The 26,824-nt window shown below is 38.3% G+C and carries 27 protein-coding genes, 1 tRNA gene and 1 other RNA gene; 9 read left to right on the top strand and 20 right to left on the bottom strand.

All coding sequences use genetic code 11. The annotated features are described in order from the left end of the window. Window positions 1–119 precede the first annotated feature (119 nt). The 4 genes from GYA49_06160 to ssrA all read right to left on the bottom strand — a co-directional run bounded on the left by GYA49_06160 (window position 120) and on the right by ssrA (window position 1,852). Window positions 120–467 carry an EamA family transporter gene (locus tag GYA49_06160; GenBank protein NMC36598.1) on the bottom strand — a complete coding sequence of 116 codons (348 nt, stop codon included), beginning with the start codon at window positions 465–467 and terminating at the stop codon, window positions 120–122. Window positions 468–506: 39 nt separating this feature from the next. Next, window positions 507–591, bottom strand: a tRNA-Ser gene (locus GYA49_06155). 94 nt (window positions 592–685) lie between these two features. Continuing rightward, on the bottom strand, window positions 686–1,399 hold the full coding sequence (locus GYA49_06150) for a ComF family protein (GenBank protein NMC36597.1): 714 nt from the start codon (window positions 1,397–1,399) through the stop codon (window positions 686–688). Between the two features lie 22 nt (window positions 1,400–1,421). After that, window positions 1,422–1,852: a transfer-messenger RNA gene (gene ssrA, locus GYA49_06145) on the bottom strand. Window positions 1,853–2,030: 178 nt separating this feature from the next. Between ssrA and GYA49_06140 the strand changes: the two genes are divergently transcribed. Further along, window positions 2,031–2,288, top strand: a complete 258-nt coding sequence (locus tag GYA49_06140; protein ID NMC36596.1) for a hypothetical protein — start codon at window positions 2,031–2,033, stop codon at window positions 2,286–2,288. On the opposite strand, the gene smpB is transcribed toward GYA49_06140, so the two are convergent. The 5 genes from smpB to GYA49_06115 are packed head-to-tail and all read right to left on the bottom strand — an operon-like array spanning window position 2,281 to window position 7,206. Continuing rightward, window positions 2,281–2,724, bottom strand: coding sequence for an SsrA-binding protein SmpB (smpB, locus tag GYA49_06135; protein ID NMC36595.1), 444 nt, complete (start codon window positions 2,722–2,724; stop codon window positions 2,281–2,283). The two genes, GYA49_06140 and smpB, sit on opposite strands and share 8 nt — an antisense overlap. Before the next feature lie 25 nt (window positions 2,725–2,749). Beyond that, window positions 2,750–4,498, bottom strand: coding sequence for a hypothetical protein (locus GYA49_06130; protein ID NMC36594.1), 1,749 nt, complete (start codon window positions 4,496–4,498; stop codon window positions 2,750–2,752). A gap of 39 nt (window positions 4,499–4,537) precedes the next feature. Beyond that, the gene (locus GYA49_06125) at window positions 4,538–4,762 is read right to left on the bottom strand and encodes a hypothetical protein (protein NMC36593.1); all 225 of its coding nucleotides are present in this window, start codon (window positions 4,760–4,762) and stop codon (window positions 4,538–4,540) included. Window positions 4,763–4,764: 2 nt separating this feature from the next. After that, window positions 4,765–5,442, bottom strand: a complete 678-nt coding sequence (locus GYA49_06120) for a PH domain-containing protein (GenBank protein ID NMC36592.1) — start codon at window positions 5,440–5,442, stop codon at window positions 4,765–4,767. Between the two features lie 24 nt (window positions 5,443–5,466). After that, entirely contained in the window at window positions 5,467–7,206 is a 1,740-nt protein-coding gene (locus tag GYA49_06115; GenBank protein NMC36591.1) for a hypothetical protein, read from the bottom strand. A gap of 107 nt (window positions 7,207–7,313) precedes the next feature. On the opposite strand from GYA49_06115, the gene GYA49_06110 reads away from it, so the two are divergent. From GYA49_06110 to GYA49_06095, 4 genes are read left to right on the top strand one after another with little or no spacing between them, the layout of a single operon-like run. After that, window positions 7,314–8,399 (top strand): hypothetical protein, encoded by a 1,086-nt coding sequence (locus GYA49_06110; GenBank protein NMC36590.1) that lies wholly within the window; start codon window positions 7,314–7,316, stop codon window positions 8,397–8,399. A gap of 4 nt (window positions 8,400–8,403) precedes the next feature. Continuing rightward, window positions 8,404–8,766 (top strand): hypothetical protein, encoded by a 363-nt coding sequence (locus GYA49_06105; protein ID NMC36589.1) that lies wholly within the window; start codon window positions 8,404–8,406, stop codon window positions 8,764–8,766. 19 nt (window positions 8,767–8,785) lie between these two features. Next, window positions 8,786–9,484: a di-trans,poly-cis-decaprenylcistransferase gene (gene uppS, locus GYA49_06100; GenBank protein NMC36588.1), complete on the top strand. Its 699-nt coding sequence runs from the start codon at window positions 8,786–8,788 to the stop codon at window positions 9,482–9,484. A 38-nt stretch (window positions 9,485–9,522) separates the two neighbouring features. Continuing rightward, window positions 9,523–10,350, top strand: coding sequence for a hypothetical protein (locus GYA49_06095; protein NMC36587.1), 828 nt, complete (start codon window positions 9,523–9,525; stop codon window positions 10,348–10,350). Window positions 10,351–10,353: 3 nt separating this feature from the next. Here the strand turns inward: GYA49_06095 and GYA49_06090 are convergent, their stop codons facing one another. The 8 genes from GYA49_06090 to rpmH form a co-directional block, all read right to left on the bottom strand. Next, a complete protein-coding gene (locus tag GYA49_06090; GenBank protein NMC36586.1) occupies window positions 10,354–11,025 on the bottom strand; it encodes a 50S ribosomal protein L25 in 672 nt (223 codons plus the stop codon). 48 nt (window positions 11,026–11,073) lie between these two features. Then, window positions 11,074–14,193 carry an NAD-dependent epimerase/dehydratase family protein gene (locus GYA49_06085; protein ID NMC36585.1) on the bottom strand — a complete coding sequence of 1,040 codons (3,120 nt, stop codon included), beginning with the start codon at window positions 14,191–14,193 and terminating at the stop codon, window positions 11,074–11,076. Window positions 14,194–14,354: 161 nt separating this feature from the next. Next, complete coding sequence (locus tag GYA49_06080; GenBank protein NMC36584.1) at window positions 14,355–14,813, bottom strand: ribonuclease HI family protein; 459 nt, start codon at window positions 14,811–14,813, stop codon at window positions 14,355–14,357. Window positions 14,814–14,904: 91 nt separating this feature from the next. Continuing rightward, window positions 14,905–16,197: a hypothetical protein gene (locus GYA49_06075; GenBank protein ID NMC36583.1), complete on the bottom strand. Its 1,293-nt coding sequence runs from the start codon at window positions 16,195–16,197 to the stop codon at window positions 14,905–14,907. Window positions 16,198–16,248: 51 nt separating this feature from the next. Continuing rightward, window positions 16,249–16,701, bottom strand: a complete 453-nt coding sequence (locus tag GYA49_06070; GenBank protein ID NMC36582.1) for a KH domain-containing protein — start codon at window positions 16,699–16,701, stop codon at window positions 16,249–16,251. A 3-nt stretch (window positions 16,702–16,704) separates the two neighbouring features. Further along, window positions 16,705–17,502, bottom strand: a complete 798-nt coding sequence (locus tag GYA49_06065) for a YidC/Oxa1 family membrane protein insertase (protein NMC36581.1) — start codon at window positions 17,500–17,502, stop codon at window positions 16,705–16,707. A 50-nt stretch (window positions 17,503–17,552) separates the two neighbouring features. Next, window positions 17,553–17,858: a ribonuclease P protein component gene (locus GYA49_06060; GenBank protein NMC36580.1), complete on the bottom strand. Its 306-nt coding sequence runs from the start codon at window positions 17,856–17,858 to the stop codon at window positions 17,553–17,555. Window positions 17,859–17,866: 8 nt separating this feature from the next. Continuing rightward, window positions 17,867–18,025 carry a 50S ribosomal protein L34 gene (gene rpmH, locus GYA49_06055; protein NMC36579.1) on the bottom strand — a complete coding sequence of 53 codons (159 nt, stop codon included), beginning with the start codon at window positions 18,023–18,025 and terminating at the stop codon, window positions 17,867–17,869. 125 nt (window positions 18,026–18,150) lie between these two features. Here rpmH and dnaA point away from each other — a divergent pair, with 125 nt between their 5' ends. Then, window positions 18,151–19,539 carry a chromosomal replication initiator protein DnaA gene (gene dnaA / locus GYA49_06050; protein NMC36578.1) on the top strand — a complete coding sequence of 463 codons (1,389 nt, stop codon included), beginning with the start codon at window positions 18,151–18,153 and terminating at the stop codon, window positions 19,537–19,539. 223 nt (window positions 19,540–19,762) lie between these two features. Continuing rightward, window positions 19,763–20,863 (top strand): DNA polymerase III subunit beta, encoded by a 1,101-nt coding sequence (dnaN, locus tag GYA49_06045; GenBank protein NMC36577.1) that lies wholly within the window; start codon window positions 19,763–19,765, stop codon window positions 20,861–20,863. Here dnaN and GYA49_06040 read toward each other — a convergent pair. From GYA49_06040 to GYA49_06030, 3 genes are read right to left on the bottom strand one after another with little or no spacing between them, the layout of a single operon-like run. Further along, complete coding sequence (locus tag GYA49_06040; GenBank protein NMC36576.1) at window positions 20,860–22,710, bottom strand: DUF87 domain-containing protein; 1,851 nt, start codon at window positions 22,708–22,710, stop codon at window positions 20,860–20,862. The two genes, dnaN and GYA49_06040, sit on opposite strands and share 4 nt — an antisense overlap. A gap of 2 nt (window positions 22,711–22,712) precedes the next feature. Then, window positions 22,713–23,729, bottom strand: a complete 1,017-nt coding sequence (locus tag GYA49_06035; protein ID NMC36575.1) for a hypothetical protein — start codon at window positions 23,727–23,729, stop codon at window positions 22,713–22,715. A gap of 15 nt (window positions 23,730–23,744) precedes the next feature. Next, a complete protein-coding gene (locus tag GYA49_06030) occupies window positions 23,745–24,908 on the bottom strand; it encodes a hypothetical protein (protein ID NMC36574.1) in 1,164 nt (387 codons plus the stop codon). Window positions 24,909–24,987: 79 nt separating this feature from the next. Here GYA49_06030 and GYA49_06025 point away from each other — a divergent pair, with 79 nt between their 5' ends. Both GYA49_06025 and GYA49_06020 read left to right on the top strand, forming a co-directional pair. Next, window positions 24,988–26,184, top strand: coding sequence for a phosphoglycerate kinase (locus GYA49_06025; GenBank protein NMC36573.1), 1,197 nt, complete (start codon window positions 24,988–24,990; stop codon window positions 26,182–26,184). A gap of 5 nt (window positions 26,185–26,189) precedes the next feature. Beyond that, the gene (locus tag GYA49_06020; protein ID NMC36572.1) at window positions 26,190–26,822 is read left to right on the top strand and encodes a hypothetical protein; all 633 of its coding nucleotides are present in this window, start codon (window positions 26,190–26,192) and stop codon (window positions 26,820–26,822) included. Window positions 26,823–26,824 lie beyond the last annotated feature (2 nt).

Here is a 26,824-nt window from a genome sequence, read left to right as displayed (position 1 = left end):
GCATGAATACTAGATGGTAAAGCAACCTATGCTTGGTATGAGCACCCATCCAATATTTGAGTCCCATACCAGAAATTATGCCAGAACTAATCTTTCACCTCTAGTCTAAAGACTAGGGATTAATGAGCGGTATCATTTAAAATGAAAAAGCTAAGAATTACAGTAATAGCTACTCTAATATTAAAAAGAGGAGACATAACTGAAACATCTAAAGTTTTTAAGGCTATAAGATAAAGAGTTTCTCCGATTACAGTCGCCAAGGCAGCAAAAATAATATATGGCCACGACACTGCTAATCTCCCACCATATAAATAAGCGATTACAGACATAATAATGCTACTAAAAAGTATGGAAAAAAATGAAAATTGATAAGAATTTTTAATTTGATATTTACCAATAAGTTTGGCGGTAATAGTATATAGGCCATAGGTAACAGAGGCTACCCATGCAAGTATAATGGGTGACATATATATTGAGGTTTGAAAATTTACTATAGTAGATGTGTGCGGAAGGGGTGAGATTCGAACTCACGGGCCAGTAAACTGGCACGGTTTTCAAGACCGTTGCGATTGACCGCTCTGCCACCCTTCCGAAATCAGAAGTATGAATTTTGAATCAAGAATTATGAAGGGGGCTCAAAACCATTATTCATAATTCATGCTTCATGATTCTTTTGTATTATATCTTATCTTGCGAGCGTCAGAGCCCAGATTTTGCTTGCTCCCAGTTTTTTCAAGATTCGAGCACAAGTCTGCATAGTTGAGCCCGTTGTCCACACGTCATCGACCAGTAAAATCTGTTTGTCTTTCAGTGGTTTAGAGCTTATTTGTAAAACTTTACCAGAAGCAAAAAAAGCATTTTTGATATTTACAGCTCTTTCTTTTTTAGATAGTTCTGATTGCGGTTTGGTATTAACGATTCTAATAAGTATTTGTTTGGAAAATGGCAAATCGTAATATTTAGCCAGGGTTTTACCAATTATCTCAGCTTGATTAAAGCCTCTCTGTTTTTGTTTAAACTTATGTAATGGCACCGGAATTACAATTGGTTTTTGCTCCAAATACTTTTGAAGTCTTTGATACTTTGGTTTTTGCAGGTACAACAAATATAGCTGGATAATTTTATCAAAAAAAGCCCAGTAGTATCGATATTTAACTGATTTAATCACTTTTTGGATTACGCCCTTATACGACCAAATTGCGACCAAACCGTCAAGGTTACCTTTACACTTACTGTGTTTTTGGCCATACAGACTAGTTTGCAAACAAAAAGGACAGATCAACTGTTCCTGCTCATGAATTTGAGCTAAACATTTGGAGCACAAAACTTCAGCAAACTTACCACAAGAAAGACAGGTAGGTGGAAAAAGGAAGTCAAGAAAAAAATTGCTAAGCTGCATAGTATTATCCAGTGTAGCAATTTTGTGGAGATGGAGGGAATTGCACCCTCGTCTGATTGTGTTACTAAAAACTTTCTACACGCATAGCTTGTTAAGATACTAGCAAGGTGAATAACAAGCAATTCATAGCTTGCTAGTTTGGTCAAAAGTTTCGGGCTAGCTGACCAGACTAGTCTTACACCTGAAGTTTGTTTTCACCCTAGCTCGACTCCCTCAGGAAAAGTGAGCTAAGATGTCCTAAACCAAATTAAGCTGCTAGAGCAAAAGCTGGTGTTCGGAAACCAAAGTCAAAAGCTGAATTAACAGCATCTTTAGCCTTATCAGCTAAAGTTCGACCTCGATTTGTGTTGACTTGTTTATCAGCACTTATTTTTTTAAATCTGTTTAACGACAACTATTTAATGTCGGCGTGCCAGTTTTTAATGAGCAAAACCATCGATTCTAAACATCCCCATATATACATAAAACAATATGTAATATCGCACTTATTATACTTTGTTTGTCAATTTTTTACATACAACAACACACTATAATTGACGTACAATGTATTGTGTGTAAATGATAAATATTTTTATTTTTTATTATGGAATCTCAGAGTGCAAAATTTCCCGTTGATTACACCTAATCAGCAATGAAAGATGTTGTAACAAAAAATAATACTCCCAATATGGCTCAAACAGAGGACAGAAGGGGCAATTTATTAAGCTTAATTAAACCAGTTCTTGTGCATGACTTTAAAGGAAAAGGGCCTTTTATAATCCCAGACACAGACATTCAAGTTTTAGAAGTTATTCATAATGGAAGTTTTGGGCTAAAATGCAGAATCATTGAACCAAGTGGAAAAGAAAGGATTGTTAGCGCTGCATTTCTTATGCAATTTTTTAAGTAATAGTCTTTAATATTTTTTGAGCTTCCCGATCCAAATCCTGCTCTTTTATTTTCTGTTTTTTCTGATGCTGTTTTTTACCCCGCGCTAAGGCAATTTCTACTTTAACTTTATGGTGTTTGGTGTACATAGCTGTTGGCGCTAGAGTCAAATTACTACTTTCCATTTTTTTAGTCAAAGATAATAGTTCGCTTTTGTGCATTAAAAGTTTTCTGATCCGATTCGGTTCTTGCTCATCCTGATTGCCCGCAAATTTGTAAGGAGAAATAGTGGCATTGATTAAAAACAGCTCTCCACCCATTAAGCGCACATGGGCCTGGGCCAGAGATACATGACCAGCCTTAGCACTTTTGACTTCGGCTCCAGTTAACACAATTCCAGTTTCAAACCGGTCCAGCAGCTCATAGTTAAATCTAGCTTTACGATTGATGATTTTCATAAATTATTTCCGCATATTTCCTGTATTATTTCTGCAGGTCAATTCCATATATCTTATCATCTAGACCAAGCAGGATTTTGCCCAAGTTTTCTGAAACCGTGATAGTATCAATTTCTTGGATTTTATCCCAAAGATATTGCCCCACATATTCTCCTTGTTTAGAAATAACCACAATTCTATTGTTAGCCTGATCTAAGATATAAAGGTTTTTACAGTCTTCATCTGTGATAATTCGCTGTGGGTTTTTAAGTGGCACATCTAAACTAAAACTAGGATAGTAAGCATCCCGCAAACCCATTGTGTACTGCTCAACTCCCCCATCAGCTCGTAGTAGCCAAACCGAGCCATCAATCGCAAAATCATTAATTTCCTGTAAATCTTGCTCCTGCGAGAAAAAGGCATCTGGTTCAGCTAAACTATCTTTTATGCCTCGAAAACGCCAAAGTTGGCCCAAGTTTTTGTCTAATACATACACGTTATTGCTATAGCCTAATATTTGATCAATGGTGATTTTGCTGAGGCGAAAGCTTTGCAACTGCTTCCCGCTTTGTTTATCAATAATTTGAATTTTACTATCTGAGGCTAAAAATACCCAAGCCGGAATTGAAGCCAAAGTTGTATCGGTAAAAACTAAATCTTTACCAGCTAAAATTTTAATAGCCTTACTCTCAACATTAAGTAAGGCTAAAACTTGATTATCTTGATCAAGTAATACTAAGTCATCTTCGGATAAAGACATTTGCGAGAGTGAAAAGCCATCCCGAAACAGACTAAGATCATAAAAGATTTCCGGTTCTCTAACTTGATGTTGTCTAGCAACTTGAGCATAAGCTTCGTCCAATTTTTCCTGCAAGCTCTTGATTTGAGTAGCTTGGTCTGTGTTTTGCTCATATTCTTCTAAAATTTGTTTGGCTTCATTAAGGAGAGTTTTAGCCCTGTTGGGATTAAGGTTTTGTAAAGAGGTGGCTTGATTGAGCTTATAGGTAATTGCCTCTGCTAGCTGTTGCTCTTGTTTTTCTTGATTAAATTGCATTTTTTTGCAATAACCCAAACCTAAACTACCTCCAAGCAAGAGTAAAAATAAAAAAGCTATTCCTAAAGCTATCCGGCGTTTTTTGGAAAAAGTTCCTTGGCGCTTTGATATATAGTTTGTTTGATCAAAAAGCTTATATTTAATATCTTGAGGATTAAACCGCAATTTTGTAAGATTGGGAATTTTAGGAAAAGAAGGTGGAGTCTTGCTCAAATATTGCACAATGCCTCCTATTTTTGAGGAATCATGACCAAGTATTTTGGCCAGCTCTAGCCATGAATTGCTGTGCAAAGCTAATTGAATATGCTGAGTAGTAAGTTTTATAAAATCGCTCGTACCCCAAAGTAATGTATCGCCTGTCATAAATTCCCCACTTAAACCCATTGGACTCATTGGCAACTGACTAAGCTTTTGATTCCGATACAGTAAAACCTGAAAATGGACATCTCCAAAACATTGTAAGGTTGTGGGTTTTTTATCTTTTTTAATAGCCAGTAAACAAATCGGTTTGGCTAGTTTTTTGACAAGATTTTGATAAAAAATAGTTAAGTTCCCAGGTAAGTATTGGACTATCTCTTTTTGAAGATCTTCTGAACTAGGTACCAGTATTTGTTCTGTTTTACCAATCAAAAGCCAAACAAGCATAGAGGATTGATGAAGCTGTAAAAGTATTGTTTGCTGCTTAGATTGAACTTTAGTCAAATCGCTTTGACCAAAGAGATGAAAGACTATTTTGGGCATGAGATCGCTATGCTGAGTTATTACTACCTATTTATTGTATTACAACAATATGAGTGCTAAGAAGAAAACAATAATAACTAACATTAAATACAAATAGCCAACAATTTTAAGCGGAGCATCGATACTTCCATTAAGTGTAGCTGTCATGAGGTGAATTTGTCTGACGACAATAATTGAAAAGAAGGTAAACAACAGTAGCACAGCTAAGTAAATATACTTTACAACAAGCCAAACAGTGTCTGGTAGAATTACTGGATTTGCCATATTTAACGTACTCTCCCTTCAATTTTTTCTTGCTCTTCTTGTACTAGCAATTGATTTAATACTTTGACTACCTGAGCTGGTCTGGGTACAGCTTCAAACTCAAATTCAGTGATTTCAGCGGCAGTTTGAATATTGATCCAACCATAGTTAAAAACTGATTGCAGCAAGCCACCTTGAGTAAAAGTAACATCTTCAATTTTATCAATTTTACAATCAGAAATCCGTTTATAGACTAGAGAATAAAAATCCACATCAACTACTCGTTCGTCAGTAATAATATAAACATTAAAATACCAGGATAAAAAGTTTTCTAAAATATAGGCAATGACAAATAAATACCAGAACATAAAAGTTACCAATTGAAAACGAGTCGGTAGAAAAGAAAGTATACCCAAATAAGGTGCTATAAATGGAGCTAAAACCATAATAAAGCTAGTTACAATCCAGGAAACATTGGTGATAAAATGTCGTCTCAGCAACAAGATAATTTTTTCTTGATCTTCCTGAGTTTCAAATTTGACTTTAGTTGGGAAAGTTTTAAAGCCAGACAATACACCCGTTTGGATTTTAACTAATTCAGACTGGATATCCTTCAAAATCTGTTGACTTTGAGGCTGGGATTTTTTAGCTTGACTGGTTGGGTTTGCTTGTTTAGCACTAGCAGAATAAATTTCCGGCATATCTAGACTTTATTGTAGCATAGGCTACTTCTTTTCAATGTTAAAAAGCCCTGATGTCAAATGAATAGCTCCGGGCGCCCGCAAATTAAAAACTTTATAAAATTTCTGACCATCAATAGGAACTGCGCCTCTATTGGTATTAAAAACAACTTGCGAGGTAGTACCATCTTCACTATAAGTAATTGACACCGAACTAATACTAGTTACCGCTCCCCCGTGGCCATTAGCTTCACTTTTAAGCTGATCCTTAGACCAAGTATCTGGGATAGCTTCACCAAAACAGCTCGAGTCTTCTTGAGATAAATGGCTTTGGCTTGATTCGTCACTACTATAAACAATAGCGGCATTAACAATATCTGCCATTTCCTCCTGAGATAACCAGGGATGTGAACGACCACAACTAGTTCCGCCGCGGGTTTTATACCAGCCTTTATAAAACCAGGGCGAATCGGCAATTTTTTCATAAGCATCAGATGTCCAACCTGACCGACCATTTTTAGTATCCCAAAAACCAGGAGTTGAATAACCATTAAAACTATATGATTCCTGATAACCACCAGAAGTAGAAGCATACCAAGCTGAAAAAGGCTGACCATTAGCCATCAAAACCCAACCACGAGTTGCATCAACTGCCGCTTCCCAGTTACCGCCTTTTGGTTCCGACTTAAAAACTTGACAAGATTCACTAGCACAAATTGAGCCAGATGATTGCATTCGGGCTAAAGCGTAACTCCGAGCTGCTACGGCTTGGGCTTTCAAAGCTTCCATACCGTTTTCATCACCCCAACTGCCAGGCATTTCATAGATCCGTTTAGCATAATCTTCAAGTGAGAAATTGCCATAACCTTCTACATTAATTTGAGTATTGGGATCATAATCTTTTTTGATTTCAACACCATTACCATAATATGCTTTCAAAATCTCCTCAACCAACTGACCCTCCTTGGCTCGACCAAAGGCTCCATACTGACTCATGCCTTTAAAATGAGGTGCTCCAAATGAAAAAGCTGCAAAAGCTGGTGAAAAGCCTGGGTTATAATCTGGTCTGGAAGCTGGATCATCAGCTAGAGGTACGTTACCAACTGAAATTTGGAAGGTTGCCGTTTTTTTGGCTAGCAGTTCTTTCTGTTTTTGAGTCAGTTCGGTAATCTTCTGAGATAAGTCTTCCTGATAAGCCCTAGCACCTTCAATTTCTCCTTTAAAAAAGTCAGTTTGGGTTGCTAGCTGTCCTCGCAGCTTCTCTAAATAAGCCTTATCATTTTCAACTTTTTGTTTATCTTTTTCTAAACTAGATAGGTCCCGAGAAATTTGAGCAATGATTTTTTTGTCTTCTTCAGTTACACTGCGACGGTAGCTTAGTTCTCTAGTCAGTTGAGAAGCGTTACTACTTGAAAAAAGCAGAAGTAGCTCGGGTGGTTGGCGCAAGCGTTTATAAAATTGTTCAACCCGACTAGTTAAAATTTGATACTGATGATCAAAGTCCTTTTCCCGCTGGTCAATACTGGTTTCTAATTTTTCAATATTGGCCGCAGCTTGAGCAAGAGAGGTTTGGATATTTGTAATTTTCTGTTCCAATCTGGTTACTTCTGCTTCTAAAGGTTTGGTTGCATCTTCGCTTTGCTGTTTAGCTTTTTCTAACTCCGCAATTTGCCGGGCAATGTCTTCCAGCTCATCAGCTTTGACCAGCTCCACATTTCTAAAGAGAAAACCACAACAAACAAAAATTGCAAACAATAAACAGAGGGTCTTTTTGCTTTTCAACATAAATTAACTATATAATACACTATAGAACTTTTGATTGACTCCAAATTATCATGAAGCTAAATAGTCTCACTATATTCATACGAATTTTGTTTTTTTATTGCTTGTTTTTGTTTATTTTTCAAGGTAATGCGTTTGCCGCATTACCCGATTGTCGAGATTTAAACTATATAACCATAGATAAAGATCTTATTATTTCTGGGCAAGAGAGTGAATTGATTTTTCAAATAATTTCTAATAGTCTTGATCCAGATGACCAATATTCTATTACAATTGAAGGTCATACATCTAATCCCTTCCACCCATCTCAAAACTTAAACGTCATTATTCATAGCGATGGAGATGGAGATAGTGCTTTTAGTAGACAAGGTGCTCTTGGAATTACCGAATTAGATAATGGAAATAGGTGGGTTACATTACATAATCTCACTACAGGTCTAGGTCTTTGTGAAATTTTTTACAAAATTGAAACCGATTTAGCTTTGCCCGACAATTGCGATATCACTCTTTCTCCCAGTGGTTGTATAGATAACAATAATACTTCTATATCTATATCTTCTAATAATCTAGTTGTTGATAACCAATCGTTTAATGGTTTGGTTGAAATTTATTTAAACAACACAAACATAGTCAAGGTTCAAGCACAAAACGGCTCTTTCTCAAGCACAATTAATATAAATGATTGGACACCATACTGGATTAATGAGAAAGAAAATGAGTTTGCCATAAAAACAGAACAGGGCGTAATTGTCCAAAGTGTTTGTAGTCAAACCATATTAAAAAAGGAGTATTGCACTGAAGAAGATAAAAAAACTACCCCCAAGATTACTGGTAGTACAACTAATCCAAATAGCACTGACGTTGACCCTATTCCCATAAAACCTGATACCTGCGATACAGATAGTGACGGCAATGATGACGGCATGGAGACTGCTATTGGTTGTATCCCCTATGAATTAAAACCATTTATTGCTTGGGTGTTTAAATTTGCAATCGGTCTAGCGGGAGGAATAGCCTTTCTCTTAATTGGTCTTGGTTCATTTTTAATGATTACTTCTGCTGGTGACCCAGAAAAGCTAAAGCAGGCTAAAGAAATTATTGTATCTGCTATTGCTGGTTTATTTTTTATTATTTTTGCCACCTATTTATTGGGCATTATTGGTGTTGATGTTTTACAAATCCCTGGTTTTAGTTAAAAATATGAAAATAAATAAACAAACCGTTTCAAAATTTTGGTTAACACTTCCTGGAGCTTCTGGGGTAGAAATTTATGATCCTTTAACAACAGATGGATCAAAAGCTGCTCAGTGGTCTGGCAGCAACAAGGTTGGTATGATAATCTCCCTTCTTCTTCCTTATGTTATGGCCTTTGCCGGTCTAATTCTTTTTGGTATGCTCATTTTTGGTGGTTTTACTCTCTTGGTTTCAGTCGGAAATCCCGATAAAGTAAAACAGGGTCAAGGTATGATTGTTTCAGCTTTGATTGGCTTTGCTATTATTTTTATAGCCTATTGGGTCATGCAAATTTTGCAGATTATGTTTGGGTTAAAATTAGGTTTTTAATGGTAGCTGCTCTGATATCATGAATCAACTTCTTCCTCAGCACGTAGCCTTTATTGTGGATGGTAATCGTCGCTGGGCTACACTTCATAAACGATCAGCGATCACTGGCCATAGCAAAGTTGCCAATCAAACCATTGATGATTTAGTTTTTCATTGTCTTAAATTAGGTATCCCTTATGTCACTTTTTGGGCTTTTTCTACGGAAAATTGGAAACGGGGTCGACGCTTTTGCAACAGTCTTTTTAAACTATTAGAGCAGGTGTTACAAAAAAATGTTGATAAATATAACCAAGCTGGTATTAGACTGAATACTATTGGTGATTTATCACAACTACCGCCCAAATTAGTTACTTCAATTGAAAAACTAAAATACGATTCTCGCAATAATACTAAATTAGTAGTCACTATTGCTTTAAATTATGGTGGGCGGGATGAAATCGTTAGAGCTATTAAAAAACTGGTTCAAGATAAATCCAGACCAGAAATTGCCAAGTTAACTGAAGCGGATTTTAATACATACCTAGATACCATCGATTTACCGGATCCAGATTTGATTATCCGCACCGGTGGTGCCCAAAGATTATCTGGTTACCTGCTTTGGCAATCTCAATATGCTGAATTTTATTTCACAGATGTGTTAATGCCTGATTTTGACACCAAAGAATTTGATAAAGCACTTGCTGACTTTGCTAAACGTCAGCGCCGCTTTGGCGCTTAAACTTCTGTTTTACTTCATAATTGGTTAGAATAAAAACTATGTCTCCTAAATTTAAACCCCGTCGCCAAATCATTGCTGAGCTAAAGAAAAAACAAGAAGAGAAAGAACAACGCCTTGAAAAAACCCAGGAATTAAAACAAAAAACTACTAACGTTATTCAAAAAATTAACGAATATATAAAGCAAAAATGGCAAATAATCAAAGATAAAAACTTTCCAGATAAGACAAAATTATTGCTTAAAAACGCTGCCAAAGGAATAAAAAACTATTTTTTATTAGGCGGAAAGGCCTTACAAACCATAATTGCATTGTTTTTTAGCTTAATTACTGGTATTTGGAACTTTTTTTACCAAGGAGTTACGGGTTTATCTATTTTTATATGGCAAATCCGCTGGGTAAGTATGGTATTACTAATACTCTTTTTCCTAGCTGGCAATACCTACTTTGAAAACCAACGTTTTAGTAAACACCCTCAAAGCAATCTACTTCAAACCCTTAATTTTTACCCTACTTGGCCTCTTACCTACACCACTATTAGCAAACAGCTGTATGACTTAGGTTATGAACAATTAGCCCAAACTTATTTTAATAGGTCCCAGACAAGTTTTAGACTTATTAACACAATTCCTTTTTTCACAGACAACATGGAAGAGACTAAAAAATATATAAGCGCAGCTAAAACTCAGCGTGACTTACTAAATAAAATTAATCAACAACTAGAAAAAAATCCTTATTTGTGGCAACTTTGGCTTCTAAAGGCTAAAACAGAGGCGCAGCTCTGGCAAGACAAAGCCAGTCATAATAGCCTGGATTTTGCGATGTGGCTTTATCCCCTACTACCCAAGAGGTTTCAGCAACTGAACTAGCACTTACGCTTCTTTAGCAGCTTCTTCAGTTTTTTCTTCTTTGGTTTCAGTGGTTTCACCTTCAGCAGTAGCTTCTCCTTCAACTGGAGCAGGAGCTTCTTCTGGCTCTTCTTTTTGAGGTTCTTCAGCTTTAACCAAAGCTTCATCTGCTTCAGCTAAAATCTGAACTTTTTCCTTATCGTACTCTAAATCCTTAACCAAAATAGTGTCACCAATTTCTTTAAGCTTGCTAATATCAATAGTAAAGTTTTCTGGTAAATCAGTTGGTAAAGCTTCCACTTCTAATTCATCTTTAAGAGTAATAACTACTCCGCCCAAAGCCTGAGCCGGACTTTCACCCATTAATTCAATTCCCACAAAAGCTTTGATTTTTTGCTTAAGATCAACTTGGCGTAAATCAATGTGCAAAACCTGTCGATCAACCGGATGAACTTGAACTTCATGAACCAAGATTGGCCTGGTTTCTTTTTCATCATCAATTTGTATGTTAATAATGGTGGTTTCTCCAGCTTCTTTGAAAACTTGCTTGAATTCGGTTATGTCTAAAGTAATGGCTTGGGATTTTACCTTAGTACCATAAATATTGGCTGGAACTTTACCTTCTTTACGTAGGTTTTTAACTTTACGACCAAAAACTTCTCGTTTTTGAGCATTGAGGTTTAATTTAACTGCCATACTGTCTCCTTTATATATAGCTTGTAAAACGAAGGCATTTTATCAGATTTAGGGAGAAAAAGAAACAGCTACAACTGCATCTTTATTAGTGTCTAGAGAAATATCCAATGCGCCAGGAGATAACTGGGCTTTATGAGATAACTTAGCTACCTGTAAACTATCTGGATATGTTATGTGCACTGTTATGGGTAAATCAGTAATGCCTGACTGCTTTTGAACATACAGCGCATAGTTACTACTTTCTTGTCCAATCGGCAAACCATCGGATAGCTGGTAATCTATTTGGACAATCTGGGTCTGCTGGGGCAAAACTTTCAGAAAAAGCGTTACTAGATTTTTACCACCCTCGCTACTAATAGCGACTTGCTTAGAACCAATCTTTTTAAGATTTTGGACACTATCCCCCACCCAAACTTGGCTTACCTTGCTATCAGCCGGAATATAGGTTTTGACTAATACTTGATAAGTGCCCCCTGGCCAGGCTTCTGTAGTACTTGAGTTTTGTAAAGATAACCTGGTTTCAGCTTGGACTTGCCCTTTTTCATTGATAGCTACATCATGCTCAATAGAGCGCTTCATATAGTAATTGGTTTTATTAAAACCATAATTGGCCTCAAATGTGGCCAAAAAATCACTCAAGTCAATGGTGCCAAATTCTACCAGTTGTGTTGGCGTTGAACGCAGTGAACCATCCCATCCGACTTCATCCATAAAAGAAGCTGAGTTTGTGTCTGGCAACCAAATTTGTAAATCATTTTCTCCCAAAGCTTGATGCATTGACAGCACCACGTCATCAAAACTACCAATTTGGCCTTTTATTCTTTCAAAACTATGTTTAGCCAGGCTTACCAAAAAACTTTTTGAGGTGTTATTTTTATCTTCATCTAGTAAAGTAATTTCTGCATGCTGTTGAGCCCGCTCCATAATATTGCCACTGCTTACTTTTTCATCAAATTCTGGCAAAAAAAGTTCTCCACTTTGAGCTAAGTATTTTTGGAAAAAAGCTAAATTAACAGCCATAACTCCATCAGCCTTAATACCTAGTTCTTTTTGCACAAACCAAGCTGCTCGAGCTGCGCTTTCAGGAAAATTAGGGTTTATGTTGGAATCGCGCAACCACCAAGCCTGTTCTTTCAAGTAGTCTTTGATTTCTGTTGGCGGTTCAACCGCTCCTTTAAGTTGTTGGTCTAAACTATAAACATCCATAGTCTGAAAATCAGCCAATTTTCCCTGATCCATAGTAAGAAGCGCTACTCCTTCAATAAAGCCACCAGTAGATCGTAACTCATGCTCATCTTGTAATAAGATTAACCAGGTTTTCTTGGAGTCAAAAGCTAGCAAGTCAGGCAAAATACTAACCATTTCATTCATAGCTACCACTTGGTCTTTCATAGCTAGACTTTGAACTGAAAAGTTATCATTTTGTTCTTTCAAGGCTTGGTCTGCTTGGAGCAGACTTAGGTTTTGATTAGCTTCTGATAAATTTAACTGTAATTGCTGCAGCGCTTCTTTGGGGTCACCAGTTTGGTCCCCAAATACAATTTCTGCCAAATTTTGGGTTTGGCTTTTAACTTGGAGCAGGCTATCTAAAATAGCATTGGCTCTACTACCATACTGTAAATAGGTAGTAACCTCATCGCCTAGCTTGACACCAAACAAGTCTTGTTGCCAGGTAAATAAGTTTTGGATTGACCGGGCCTGAGCCAAGGTTTGTTTAGATTTAGCTAAAGCTGATTTAGCTTGTTCTATATTTTCCTCTTTTAGCAAGTTTTGCACTAAATTTGTTTGGGCCCCGCCACGGCTTGTTAACATAGCTAGCCCTAATCTTGGCCCCAAACCAATACCAAGTAAAAGCAAAATGCCAAAAATAATCAAGAGATAGCTCAACTTAAAAACATGGTGTTTGTCTTGATTTTGAACCTGGCTTAAAGAGGCTTGGATTTTCTTATGTTTAATCTCCCACAACCAACCTTTTTTAGAAACAGTCGGCTGGACAGTGGTGACCACTGGTTCTGATTTGACTACTAACTCAGAACTACTTTGAATAGGTGGAGCTACTTGCAATGGTTTGATTTTTTCTTGATAGGTTGTTTTTACCACTGGCTCAGGGGCTGATATTTTTTGGGGCTTAGGTTCATTTACAATCTCTGTCACTAATTCTTTTCGAGGTGTATTTACCAAACCCTCGCCCTCTAACCAATCCAGGGTTTTTTTGATACCAGAGTTAAGGTTTTCTCTTGGATACCATCCCAAGGCTTCCTGACTTTTTAAAATTTCTTGAGCAATAATGGGGTTTGGTGGTAATTTTTCATTAGGATAAAAATTGATTTTAATATCTCTTTTAAGTGTATCCCTGATTTGATAAGCCAGATTTAAAAGCGTTACTGGCTGGGGATTGATTAAGCCATAAATCTTGCCTTTTGAGCTCTGAGAAAACATAGCTTTGATAAGACCATAAGCTGCATCAGTAATAAAAGTTGGGTACAAAACTGCCATGCCATCATTCGGTAATCCCACCACCCCATCTTTAACAGCGCCCAATAAAATCTTGGCTAACATATTACCTGAATGTAGGTTCATTTTGGGGCCAAACAAAAAAGCCAGGCGCACAATTCGGGCATCAATTTGTTGCTCTTTAGCATATTCAACGGTTAGAGCTTCTGAAAACCGCTTAGCCTCTAAAAACACTTGCTGACCTTGTTGAGCCCGACTGTCACCAAAGTAGTTACTAAAACCAACCCCTAAACCGTTTTGACCATAAATCTGCTCAGCTGAGCCTAGTAGAAATTTAGCCCGGTGTTCACGAGCTAGCTCCAATAAGGTTTTGGCTCCAAATGAATTCACCAGCAATGTATCCATGTCAGCATCCAGACCATTGGTATAAGCTTCAATTCCAGCTACGTGGAATATGTAATCTAGTTGGTGATCAACCTTGAGCGGAGCTTGCTCATTGAGATCATGTTCAATAAAAGTAAAGTTGGGGCTTTTAGTAAGAGTCTCAATATTGGCTTTACGACCTGTGGAAAAATTATCCACACAATAAACCGCACAGTTTTGATCCAGCAGCATTTGACACAAATGAGAACCAATAAACCCAGCTCCTCCGGCAATAAGGCAATGGATTAAATTATCATCGGTTCGAGATGAAGAGGTAGTATGGCTGGACATGGGCAGAAAATTATAACGATATCGTCCCTACTATCATACGCTAGAACCCCTGATGGTGACAAGTCTTATCCTGTTTGGGTTATTACCTCGGTGATTTTAGGAGAAAAATTCGGAAAAATGCTAAATAACAGGCGTGAACGTGAACAGGCCTGCCTACTAAACTATAATTTAGCTTGAGCGTCCAAAGCTTGATTAACCAAAGCATCAGCAGCTTTGTTCTGGGTTCTGGGAACATAATTAAAGCTAATTTGAGCACAACCTCGTTCTTTCATTTGCTTTATAAGCTGATAGACCTGGGTTGCATGAAGCGCCAAGTGAGCTTGTTTGATTTTATATTCACCCTTAAGCTGCTTAACTACTAGTTCAGAATCTAAAAAACAATCAATGCTTTTGGGCAATAATGGTAGCGAGGCTATTTTAGACAAAGCTTGTTTAATAGCTTCATACTCAGCCACGTTATTAGTAGTTTCACCAAGATAATTTTTATCTTCCCAAACTACCTCTTCCCCTACTATTACTACATAGCCAGTAGCGGCCGGTCCGGGATTGCCTCGCGCTCCTCCATCAGAAAAAATTTTGACTTGATCAGTGGCTTGTAGATTAATCATGCTTTGCATCATACCATACGGCTTTGAGCTTTAGCCAGAAGATGATTGGCTTAAATCCTGTAATACGTCATCTTTTTCGGAGTATGTTTCATGCTTTAGCTATTCACGTCTGAGCCGGTTTTTCACTTTTTACCAACCAGGCAATGAGAAAAAATAGTAAAACCAAAGTTTGTTGCTGGGTTATCAAATAGTGATCAAAGCTTCCCAATAACATAACTGTCACCAACAATGCCACGCTTTTAAAACTGCTTTTAAAAACCAGGCTTATTTTTTGATGGTAAAAAAATAAGATCACCATTGGCAACAAACCAACTGATCCAATGAGGCTCCACCAAACATGATGTGCTGGTTGTAACCAAGATCTGTTTAATACCAAATTAGCTGATTGCGGAAGCTTAGCTAAAAATCCCCACCAACCATAACCACCAAGTAAAGCTTTGGGCAAAGCTTTCCAAAAGGTTTCAAAAAGCTGATTCCGAACCAGTAGTTCTTCAGCTCTAAAAAAGTTGCCAAGAACCAGAAGCAAAAATGGAATTAGCAAACTAATTAAGATCAATCCAAACCAAAACCAGGAATACCCCTTATCAGCTAAGTGTTTTAAAAAAGGTTTTCCTAAAAACATTAGAACAATCATTGCCAGTACAAACCAGGCTGCTTGCGAGAAACTAAGTAAGATTAATAGCATCCCAATACCAATAGCTAAAAGTTGAACCATCTTTTGCCCCACCGTTTTCGTTTGCCAAAATAGTAAAAAAACCAGGCTCAAGCACACATAACCAGCCAAAACATTGGGGTGAGAAAAAGTAGCATAGGGACGCAACCACAGTTGCTGACCCACTTGTGCCAGCGCAATACTTGGTGTACTTATGGTCAAATACCGTTCGCCTAGAAAATACCAAATCCCCTGAAGGCTACGACCTAAACTTATTTGCATTAGTGAAAGTAGTAGCAATAAAACATATTGCACAAAAAATAAAAGAGCAACTATATGCTCTTGCCATTTAATACGACTCACAAAAGCTGAAACTAAAATCAGCACAAATAAGCGCATGGAAAAAAGCAGGTGTGAAAGCTGGAGCGGAACCCAAAAAAGTTGCAATAGATTCCATAAAAATATGGTAACAGCTAATAACAGCCAAGGCTTGTACACTACCACCTTGGCCTTAGAAGAAAGCACTTGATATAAAAATACTCCCAAAAGGAGTAATAAAATTATATCCACCACACTCAGATTCAGACTTAAATAATCAACTCTTAAACCATTGAGCAAAACTGATTGAGGCCAAAAGTGTTTAGCTAGTTGGGTGGGCATAACTAGCACCAACACATAAGTCAAAAAAATATCTAGTCTGAATTTATTTGTTTTAAAAAATTTTAGCAAAAAAACTGGCAACATCTTGGCTCTTATTTTAGCCAGAAAGTAGATATAAACCAAGCAGAAGACTAATTATGATTGAGGGAAAACCACAAGACGCCTAGCTTCATCTTCGCCAATTGATTCTGTTTTAATTCCTTCCACTTGAGATAAATAGGTGTGAATTAGGCGCCGCTCTTTGGCTGACAAATATGGTAGTGATTGAGATTTGCCTGTAGCTCTCACTTGATCAACAGCGCGATCAGCCATGTTGTACAATTGCTCTTTCCGCCCTTGAAGATATCCTCCCACATCAATGGTAAATTTTTGCCACTCCCCTGTTTTTTTATAAACTAGTTGCGATAAAATTATTTGCAGGGCTTGCAAAGTTTCACCATGATACCCAATTAAAATCCCACTTTCCTCATTATCGATTTCTAAAACCACCCCCTCATCTTCTTCGTGAAGAGAAATTTTTGCTTCAATACCCAAAAGGGTTAGTAATTCTTTGGCAGTAGTGAGAAAAATTTGATCATCTTGGACCATAATCTACTCCTTTGTTTTTTTAGTTTTTTTAAGCAATGTCTGTTGCGCCACCATCATAACAGAAAAAGTTAGCCAATAAAGCACCAGACCAGAAGGAAAATTAAGACCAATTAAAATAGTCATAACCGGCATAAACAGAAGCATCTGTTTTTGCATAGACATAGCCATATCTTCTGGTGAGTCTGATTTTGTGTTTGTTTGTTGTTTTGCAGCTTTGGGCATGGTTATTTTAGAAGAAAAATATTGACTTATTGCTGCCAAAAGCAAGAGGGGGCCGGGTAGCTTACCAATAGTAATAAAACCTAGTTTAAGAGCATTACCCAAACTAATCACATCTGGTTTGGTCACATCAAGATAGAAAAACTTGGTTTGCAGCACTGTGTTTTTAGCTAATTGATTAAATGGGTATAAAATCTGATTTAGTTGAGCAATAGTATTTCCATTAGCCCGCAACACGTTGTTAAACGCCTGGAAAAGCGCAATTAATACTACCAATTGGACAATCATGGGTAAAAATCCACCCAAGGGGTTAACTCCATGTTGCTTATATAAATCCATTTGCGCCTGAGCTAGAGCCTGTTTGTCTTTGCCGTGTTTTTCTTTGAGTTTATCTAGCTCCGGTTTAAGCTCCTGCATCTTTTGAGTTGACTTAAGACTAGGCATGGTAAGAGGTAGCAAAGCAGCTCTAATTAAAACGGTCATAGTGATAATAGCTACCCCCAAACCGCCACCAACAGATTGGTAAACAAACATCAGAAGATTAATTAGCGGCTGGTATAAAAAAGTGGTCCAAAGAGACATAGTTTACAAAAATATAATACAGATCATCATAACACAGATGATGCATTGCTTTAAAAAATTCTTTCTAAGTCTTGTTTTAACTCCTGAAAACTAGCTGTTTCAGCTTGTTTTTTAACAATAAACAAATAATCACCAAACCTGGGTTCTTGAGTTTTTAAAAATATATTAATCAAAGCTTTTGAGCGTCTTTTTAAGCGAATGCGCTGATGGGCACTACCTATTCCCGAGCCAAGAATCACTTGCCAACGCAACACATCCTCCCCTTTTTTAAAATGAATCCCTACCAATTTCCCCCGTCTTACTTGACCATATTTAAGCAAATAAACAATCTGGGGGTTGGGTAATTTGGTGGGCATTGCGCTACCTACTTATGCCACAGTTTTTTGGCTACAGTAAGTTTTTTGCGACCAGCCTGGCGTCTCCTTTTTAAGACATCTTGACCAGACTTAGTGCTCATCCGCTCCATAAAACCATGAGTGCGGATTCGTTTTTTCTTTTTGGGTTGATAGACTCGTTTTGACATAAGTAAACTAGATTTTTTAATCAGTTGCTATCATACCACGAGATTGCTTTTTTACCAATTAGTAAGTGTGGAAAACCCTTGACGAATTGTGGATAACTTGATAGTTTGTTTTTGATAAAAACATTATGGATAAAAACAAGCTTTGGCAGGAAACACTCATTGAGCTTAAAAATCATCTTTCAACCTCTAATATTGGGGTCTTTTTTAGGGGGGTTTTTATTGCTCAAACCAAAAATCAGGATGGTAAAACTATCATCACCATTTCTGCCCCCAATGCTTTTTCCAAAAAAACCATTGAGCAAAAACATCAAGAGGTTTTAACCACTATTTTCCAAAAAATCTTAAAAACCCCGTGCGATCTTAGGGTTAATATTCAAACACCCAAAGAAGCTGATCCCAACACCCCATCGCTTTTTAGCCCAGAAACAACTAATTTAGTAGCCAACCAAGCTCAAAAAAACCTATTTAAAGAAGCAGTTGCCAAAACCAAACTCAAACCAGATTATACCTTCCAAAATTTTGCTGTCTCCCCCACCAATGAGGTAGCTTATGCGGGAGCCACGGCGGTTGCCAAGAATCCGGGCAAGGCCTACAATCCCCTGTTTTTATATGGCGACGTTGGTGTGGGCAAAACCCACCTTATGCAAGCAGTTGGCATTAGAATCTTGGAAAAAAATCCCAACTACAAGCTTCTTTATTGTGCTGGAGAGCAATTCACCAACGAAATCATTGAGGCTATTAGACTAAAAAAAACCATTGATTTCAGATCTAGATACAGCAAAGCCAAACTTCTCATGATTGATGATATTCAATTTATTGCTGGAAAAAACACGGTTCAAGAAGAGTTTTTTCACACTTTTAACGCCATACAGGGAGCTGGCGGCCAAGTTATCTTAACCTCAGATCGCCCCCCTCATGAAATAAAACTTCTAGAAGATCGGCTTAGATCTCGCTTTGAAGAAGGGCTAACTATAGACATTCAGGCACCAAACTTTGAACTACGAACCGCAATCCTACTTATTAAAGCCAAACAAATGAAACAAGACCTCCCCATGGATGTTGCTCAAACTATCGCCAGCCACATTACTTCAACTCGCAAACTTCAGGGTTTTTTAATCAAGCTTTTTGCCATAGCTGATTTAAAAAATCAGGAAACATCAAGTGAATTAGCCTTACAACTTTTGCAAAAACAGGATGAGTATGGCCACGAACCCACCATTCAAAATCATGCCAATCCCAAAGAAATAGTTGAGGCGGTCTCCAAGCACTTCAACATCCCCCTAACAACCCTGTTTGGCCCCAAGCGCGCTCGCCCAATTGTTGTCCCTCGACAATACGCCATGTATCTCCTCAAAACAGATCTCAATATTCCCCTTATGGAAATTGGGCGTATGTTTGGGGGCAGAGATCACACTACTGTTATGCATGCTGTGGAAAAGATTTCCAAAGAAGTTAGTCAATCAGAGGAAATGCAATTAGAGTTTTCCACAATTCGTAAACAAATATATGGATAAGTTGTGGAAAACTTTTCCACTTATACACAAAGAATTATTTGTAATGAGTTTTTTTCAACAACCCCAAACTGATTATCCAATTGTTTTCAACAGTTTTTCCACAGGTTCCCATATGGGTAGGGATGGTGTTTTTCCACCTATCCACAAGCCTACTACTAAAACGAGTTGAAAAAAATAAAAAACAAAGGCAAAATAAGCAAGACAGGAACAAGAAAGGAATTTTATGAAATTAATCATCAACCAAGTAGATTTTTCAAGGTGTTTGCAGACAGTTAATAATACCAGTAAAAATCCCAATCATCCAACGCTATCTGGTTCAATTTTATTGCAAATAAGCAAAGATGTTCTTGTGATGAGGTCGACGGATTTTACCTCCTCTACTCAGGTAAAGGTTAAAAGTCGAGTAGATAAATATGAACAAGATGAGTCGTTTGTAATAAATGGTGGACAACTATTTGATTATGTGCAAACGCTAGGGGAGGGGGACATGGAGTTGCAGAAAAAAAATGATAAGCTATTGGTTTTTCAGAAGGGGAGTAGGGCCAGTTTTAGTTTGGGGAGCGACAAGGATTTTCCTAAATTTTCTTTGAGTGGAAAAGGGGGTGGGGTAGGGATTAAAAGTGAGGTTTTTGTTGATGCCATTAGAAAAGCTAGTATTGCCAGCTCTATTGATGAGAGTCGTCCCGTGTTGACTGGTCTACTTTTGCAAAACAAAAAGGGCAAGCTTGGTATTGTTGGTACAGACGGATATCGACTGAGTTTGATTGAGCTTAAGATTGGGGGAGGGGAAGACTTTTCTTTTATTGTGCCAGCCAAAGCCATTCTCTCATTTGTGAGGGGGGTTGAGGGCGATGAATTGGTTTTTGGCTATGATCCCAAGGGTGGTCAGGCTTGGTTTGAGAGAGGGGAAACCTTAATTGCAATTAGGGTGATTAATGGCGACTTTCCAGATTATGAAAAAATTATGCCCAAAACCGAAGGGGGGCTTTTGCAAATAGGAGGAGAAGATCTGCAAAATGCTATTCGCCAAATTGCGGTTTTTGCCAGGCAAAGCGCTAATATTATGGTATGGGAGCTGGATAAGCAATTACAAATATATACCCAGGAGAGTGCCTTGGGTCAAAGCGAAGTGTTGATGGAGAGTAAATTTAGAGGGGAAAAAATCAAGATTGCCTTTAATTTTCGCTACTTTTTGGAATATTTAGGAGTGGCTGGAAAAGAGGGGGTTACCATTTCTTTCAATGGACCACTGGCTCCGGCTAAAATTACGAGCGAGGCGGATCCCAATTTTATTCACATCATTATGCCGGTTAAGGCCTCTTAGTATCCAAGGCTCTCTAGGGCCTTGTCTATTTCTGTTTTTTGATCAGAAGGCTGTTGTTGACCCTGGCTTTGGCGCATGGCTAAAATTTCTTGTGGATTCGAAGTTATAAGTTTATGTTCATCTGGAGAGGCCACGACTCGCATAGCCACATGATTGGCGCCCGCAAAAAATAAACCTTCCCCAATGCCCGCTGAGAGTAGGAGATTGCGCTCTCCCTGGGATAGGTAGAAAACTTTAGCCAATTTGTCAATGGCGGCAGTTGACTGCTTTAAAAGCATTTGAATAGAGGAGTTGGTGACAATAGCCTTGCCCATGTCGGTTGTTAGGAAATCCTCAACATCCTGGGTGATGGTGGTGACTCCTAGATAATATTTTCGAGCCCGCTTGGCCATGCCATATAAAAACAAGGCTGAGTCGGGGTGTTGCATGAGATACCAGGCCTCATCAACTACTAAGAGGCGTCGCTTTAAATCTTGTTTGATTTTGGTCCAGATGTAATCAAGGATAATAAACATGGCTATAGGGCGCAGCTCGTTACTGAGCTCTTTAATGTTGAAGGTGGTAAATTGGTTGCGAAGATCGATATTGGATGGTTGGTCAATAATGCCGCGCAAACTACCCTTAACATATTTTTCAATTCGAGCAGCCAGCGAAGCAGCCCTTTCTTCCTCCATGCCAATCAGCACTTTATATAAGTCTTCTAATAAAGGCGGGGCATTTTTTTGGGTTTTAGGGTCCGGAGTGATACCTTTTTGTTTGTAGGTTAAAACTAGGGCTTTGTCTAAAATAGCTTCTTCAATAGCATTCATATTGCCCATAATGATTTTAAACAAAGAATGAAGTGATAAAATTTTTAAACCCAGCTCGTTCTCTTCTTCATTATAGATTTGCGATAAGTCAAAGGGGTTGATGCGCGCAGGGGAATTGAAAGAGAAATCGATTTGTTCTCCTCCCACAATTTTGCAGAGATCGTTGTATTCTGCCTCTGGGTCTATGACAATGACTTCGGTGTCAAAAAACATGGAACGCAAACTCTCTAGTTTTACAAGATAAGATTTTCCTGCTCCGGATTTAGCAAAAACCACGCTATTGGCATTTTCTAGGCTAAAGCGGTCAAAAATAATCAAGGAATCGTTATGGGCATTGATACCATACATAATTCCTTTGTTGTCGGTTAGCTCAGATGAGGTGAATGGAAAGGTTGAGGCTAAGCTGGTGGTGTCCATGTTGCGATGGATTTGGAGGCGATCCTCACAATAGGGGAGAGTGGTTTTAAAGCCATCTTCGGTTTGGAGGGTAGCCGGTTTGGAGATAATAAGCAATGAACCAAGCATGGATTGAACTTGTTTAGTTACTGTTTCTAGTTCCTTTTCGTCTCTGGCTGTAATGGTGACGTAGAGTCCAAATTGAAAAAAGCGTTCAGAGCCTTTGGCGAGCTGTTCTTGTAGATTGCGAGCATCTTCCAATTGAACTTGAGTGGAAATGTTAGCAATTTTACCCCTTTGTAGATCGGTTTGGATTTCAGCTTCCATTTCACCAATTTTCTTTTTTAAATCATCTAAAATTCCTTTCCCATCTACAGGATATATATACATACTAATATTTAAGGGGTGATTGAAGTTAATTAAGGGAGACAGCCAATTGGCGTTTACAAACCTGGGATAACCAGCCACAAATAGGGTTCGATAGAGTAGTTGACCAATTTTTAGATTGGTAAAATCTACCTCAATTGAGGCTGGGGCAATAATGTCTTGAATAGAGGTGAGGCCGCGAACAAGGGTTTGTTTGGGGTCGTTTGTTTTGGGTGTGGTTTCTGATTTTGGTTTTTTGGGCAAAAAGTTAAACATAGTTATATTTCACTACTATCATAATTAAAACCAGAGACATTTTTGTCAGTTGCTTCTATTGGTGTGCTAGGTGGATTGGGTGACGATGGGGGTGTGGTGAGCGCTGGGTGCTGGGATGGGTTTTGGACTTCGGATCTATTTATTGTTGATTTGGGTGTTTGAGGCTGAAAATGAGTTGGGTTGACCACTGGTTTTAGGGCTGCGTTTTGGGTTGTTTGCATTGATTGTTTTGGCTCTGTCGTTTCTATGGCTTTATTTGATCTAGGAAAGGGGGTTGTGGGCATGCTTGAACTAGTAGGTGAAAAAGTGGGCCCCCCGAGAGAGGTTGGATTTTGTTTGCTGGGGTCGGTTTGAACTATGGGGATTTGATAGTTTTTGGTGTCCACAAAATGCTGCCCAACATTTTCTTGATTATAGAGATTGTAAAACAACTCAAGAATTTGCTGGGTGTTTAATTGTTTGGCCTGAAGACCAAGTCTGGCAAATTGTCGGAACAAATGATCCCTCTTGGGGTATAGGTTCATTTTTGCTCTTTCTAAAATATAGTTTTTGGGATATGGCAATTTTTTAGTTTTTTGAAATGAGCTACCCAGAGTATTGACCAATCCCAGCTCAAGAGTTGTGAAGGGGATGACTGCATAAAATTTTTTATCCAAAACCTGGTTTTCTTTAACAATAGATTCTACAAAAGAGCGGTATTTTTTAAGCTGTTCTAAGAGTAAGGGCTTTTTTTGTTTAAACTCTTGTTCTTTGATGAGGTGTAGGTAGTCGGTAATATCCTTAATGGTGGAGCGGATCAAAATCTGGATAGGAAAAGTGAGAGAGTTGAGAAGACCGGCATAAGCAAAGATGATGGCGTCTTGTTCCTCTTCTGACAAAAGTCCAAAATTGATTGCGGTAACTTGAAGAATTAGGGCGCAAGCGCCAGTTTTGAGAATAACCACATCATCCTGAATGTCTTCAATGTCAAGGTGGTCTTGGGTACTGGCTTTAATGGGGAGATTGGCAGTGCTTGTCATGGTTAAAAATAAGTGTTATTGATTGTTGGTTGTGGTGGTTTGGTAGACTTCTTTGGAAATAATTTTTAACGGGGGGATAATTTCTCCCTTGGCCTCTATGGTAATTGTATCAAAACTATAATCGTTATGTTCGGCCTCTATGGTATATTTGCCGTTTTTTAATGGGGTGGCAATGAAAAATTGACTAAGCTGATTCGACTTAACGGCTCGGACGGGGATATCTCGATGATTTTTAATTTCCAGAATTACTCCTGGCAACAGATGCTCATCTTTGGTTAGCGTCATACCAATGACTACATTGGCCACATCGGGACTTATAGGCATTTGCACATCGCTAAGGTATTGAGGACTATTGGACTTTTTAGGTTTAGCTGGTTGCTCTGGTTTTAGGCTTTGCAAGTTTATTGGAGGGCTTAGCGGCTCAGCCTTTTCTACCACCACTGGTTTTGGTTCCAGTGGTGGCGTTTGGCTGAAAACCAGACTTTGTTTTATTTGTGGCTCTTTTTTTTGTGGAATGATGGGCTTTAGGGGGGGAATTTTGGGACCCGGATTTGGTGTTTGAGTAGTGGCTGGTATTGGTTTTGGCGTTTGAAAAGCAGGGGGTGTCGGTGATCGACTTATGTTTTGGGCGGTTCGTGGTGCAAATTGACTAGGTGGTTGAACGCTGGTTTGGCTGGGTGTTTTTAAGCTATTTACAAGTACAGCCCCCCCACCTTGGATCTGTTGAATTTGATTGAGCCGTTGTTGTTCAAATTTGTCGATAGAATTTTGAGGACTTTGTTTGAGTGACTCCAGGTAGGAGTTAAGTTTGTTTCGATCGGCTGGGCTAATATCTGGAATCGGAGCATTGGTATTTTTCGTTGAAAAAGAAAAAAAATCTGGTAAGGCCGGTTTTTTTTGCCAAAGGAATTGAGTTGGGCGATAAATAGCTTTAAAAAAATTAACAATCCAAACATCAAGCGATCTTTCCTCCATGGGAACAAAGGCAGTGGCTGCTCCAATCCCAGCAAAAAGTCCCGCCAAAGGCCAGCGAAATAAGGCTGGAACCAAAGGGGCCTTGGTGGTGATAAAAGCTAAAACAATTCCTCCACCCAAAAAAGCAAACTGCTTAATAGTCATGTCACCAATTAGGCGAAATTGATATTGGGTGACATTTTGGGGGATTGGGTGTTGGTCCATAGTAGTAAGTATAGCAAGATGTGAGATTTGAGGAAACGATAATTGACAGTTGCTCGGCAAAACTCTTTAATAAAACTATATGAACAAAAAAACCATCAAAGATATTAATCTTACCAATAAGGCTGTTGTAGCTAGAATGGAATACAATGTGCCTTTGGAAAAAAAACAAGGCAAATTAGTTATTGCTGATGACACCAGGATTCGCCAATCTCTTCCAACCCTTCTTTATATCTTAAAGCAAAAACCAAAGCGACTAGTGATTATTGCTCATCTGGGCCAGCCCCAAAAAGATGGCGATCCAGATTTTTCACTCAAGCCCGTGGCTGAATTTTTAACCAGAGAATTGGGGCAGGCGGTAGTATTGGTGCCAAACTATCTGCGCAAAAAAGATCAAGAACAAATTTTGTCTAAAACTCATGGTGAGATAATGCTATTGGAGAACATTAGATATCATAAGGAAGAGGAGCTTAATAACCGCATATTTTCTGCAGAATTAGCGCATCTCGGAGACATCTTTGTCAACGATGCTTTTGGGGCTTGTCATCGAGCTCATGCTTCTGTGGTAGGAATTGCTGAATTTTTACCAGCCGTAGCCGGATTTTTATTGGAAAAAGAAATTACCATGATTGGTGATACTCTAGAAAATCCACAATCTCCCTTTGTGGTGATTTTGGGGGGTGCCAAAGCCACTACCAAAATTCCCATGATAGAACGACTTATGACCAAGGCTGACTATATGCTTTTGGGTGGTGGAGTAGCTAATACTTTTTTAAAAGCGTTTGGCTATAAGGTGGGGCGCTCAGTTTACTCTAAGGAAAGTTTGCGTCTGGCTCAAAATCTAATCTGGAAAGCAACTCGGGTAAACACTAAGCTATTTTTACCCAGTGATGTGGTGGTAGGAAGTTATGTGGCCGGTAAAAAAGAAGGGGTAGTTACTGTTGACCAAATCCCAATGCAACTTCAGGCTTTAGATATCGGCCCCCAGACTATAAAAGACTTTTGTGAAGTTATTGCTCAGGCCAAAACTATTATTTGGAATGGCCCAGTGGGAGCCAATGAGGCCAAGGCTTTTACTAAAGGGACAGAAGCCATTTATCATGCCATTGTGGCTAATAAACACGCTGTTGATATTGTGGGTGGAGGCGATACGCTGAGTAGCATTAAAGGACATGATCATTTGCAAAATATCAGCCATATCTCCACCGGTGGTGGAGCTATGCTTGAATATATTGAAAAAGGCAGCTTGCCTGGTATTGATGTTTTGCAAAACAAATAATATTCATGGCGATTATTGTTCCCACCATTTTGGAGACAACCTCTCAAAGTTTTGCTAGTAAAATAGAGCAAGCTCAAAACAGAGTTCATCGAATTCAAATTGATGTTATTGAAAAGCAATTTCGAGACAATCAAACCCTGCTTCCTGAAAATTGGCCTCCTTTGCCAACTGATGTTCATTTTGATATTCATCTTATGGTAACTAAGCCATTAGAGTGGGTTGATCAAATTATCTCTCAGCATTCGCATCTTATTATTAGCCAAATAGAGGCTCTTGATGACCAAATAGCTTTTTTAGCAAAAATCAAAAAAGTTGGTGTAAAAGCTGGTTTGGCATTTGATGTAAATACACCACTTTCAAAACTTAATCTCGAAGCATTGTCATTATTAGACCACATTCTTTTAATGGCTATTCCGGTTGGTTTTGCTGGACAAAAATTTCATTCTTCGGTTTTGGAAAAAATAAAAGAGATTAAAAGTAAAATTCCTACTATGGAAATTGGAATAGATGGGGGCATTGATTTGGAAAGTGCTGAGGCTTGTATAAAAGCTGGGGCTGATGTTTTGAATGTCAATTCTTTTTTATGGTCAGATTTTGAAAATAGGCTTACCCAGCTGCAGGAACTTACGCTAAAATAAAA

This window comes from Candidatus Beckwithbacteria bacterium (genome assembly GCA_012797845.1).
GTDB lineage: Bacteria > Patescibacteriota > Microgenomatia > UBA1400 > UBA1449 > JAAZOH01.
Note: the sequence above shows the minus strand (reverse complement) of the source record. Positions and strands in the feature narration are given on the sequence as shown.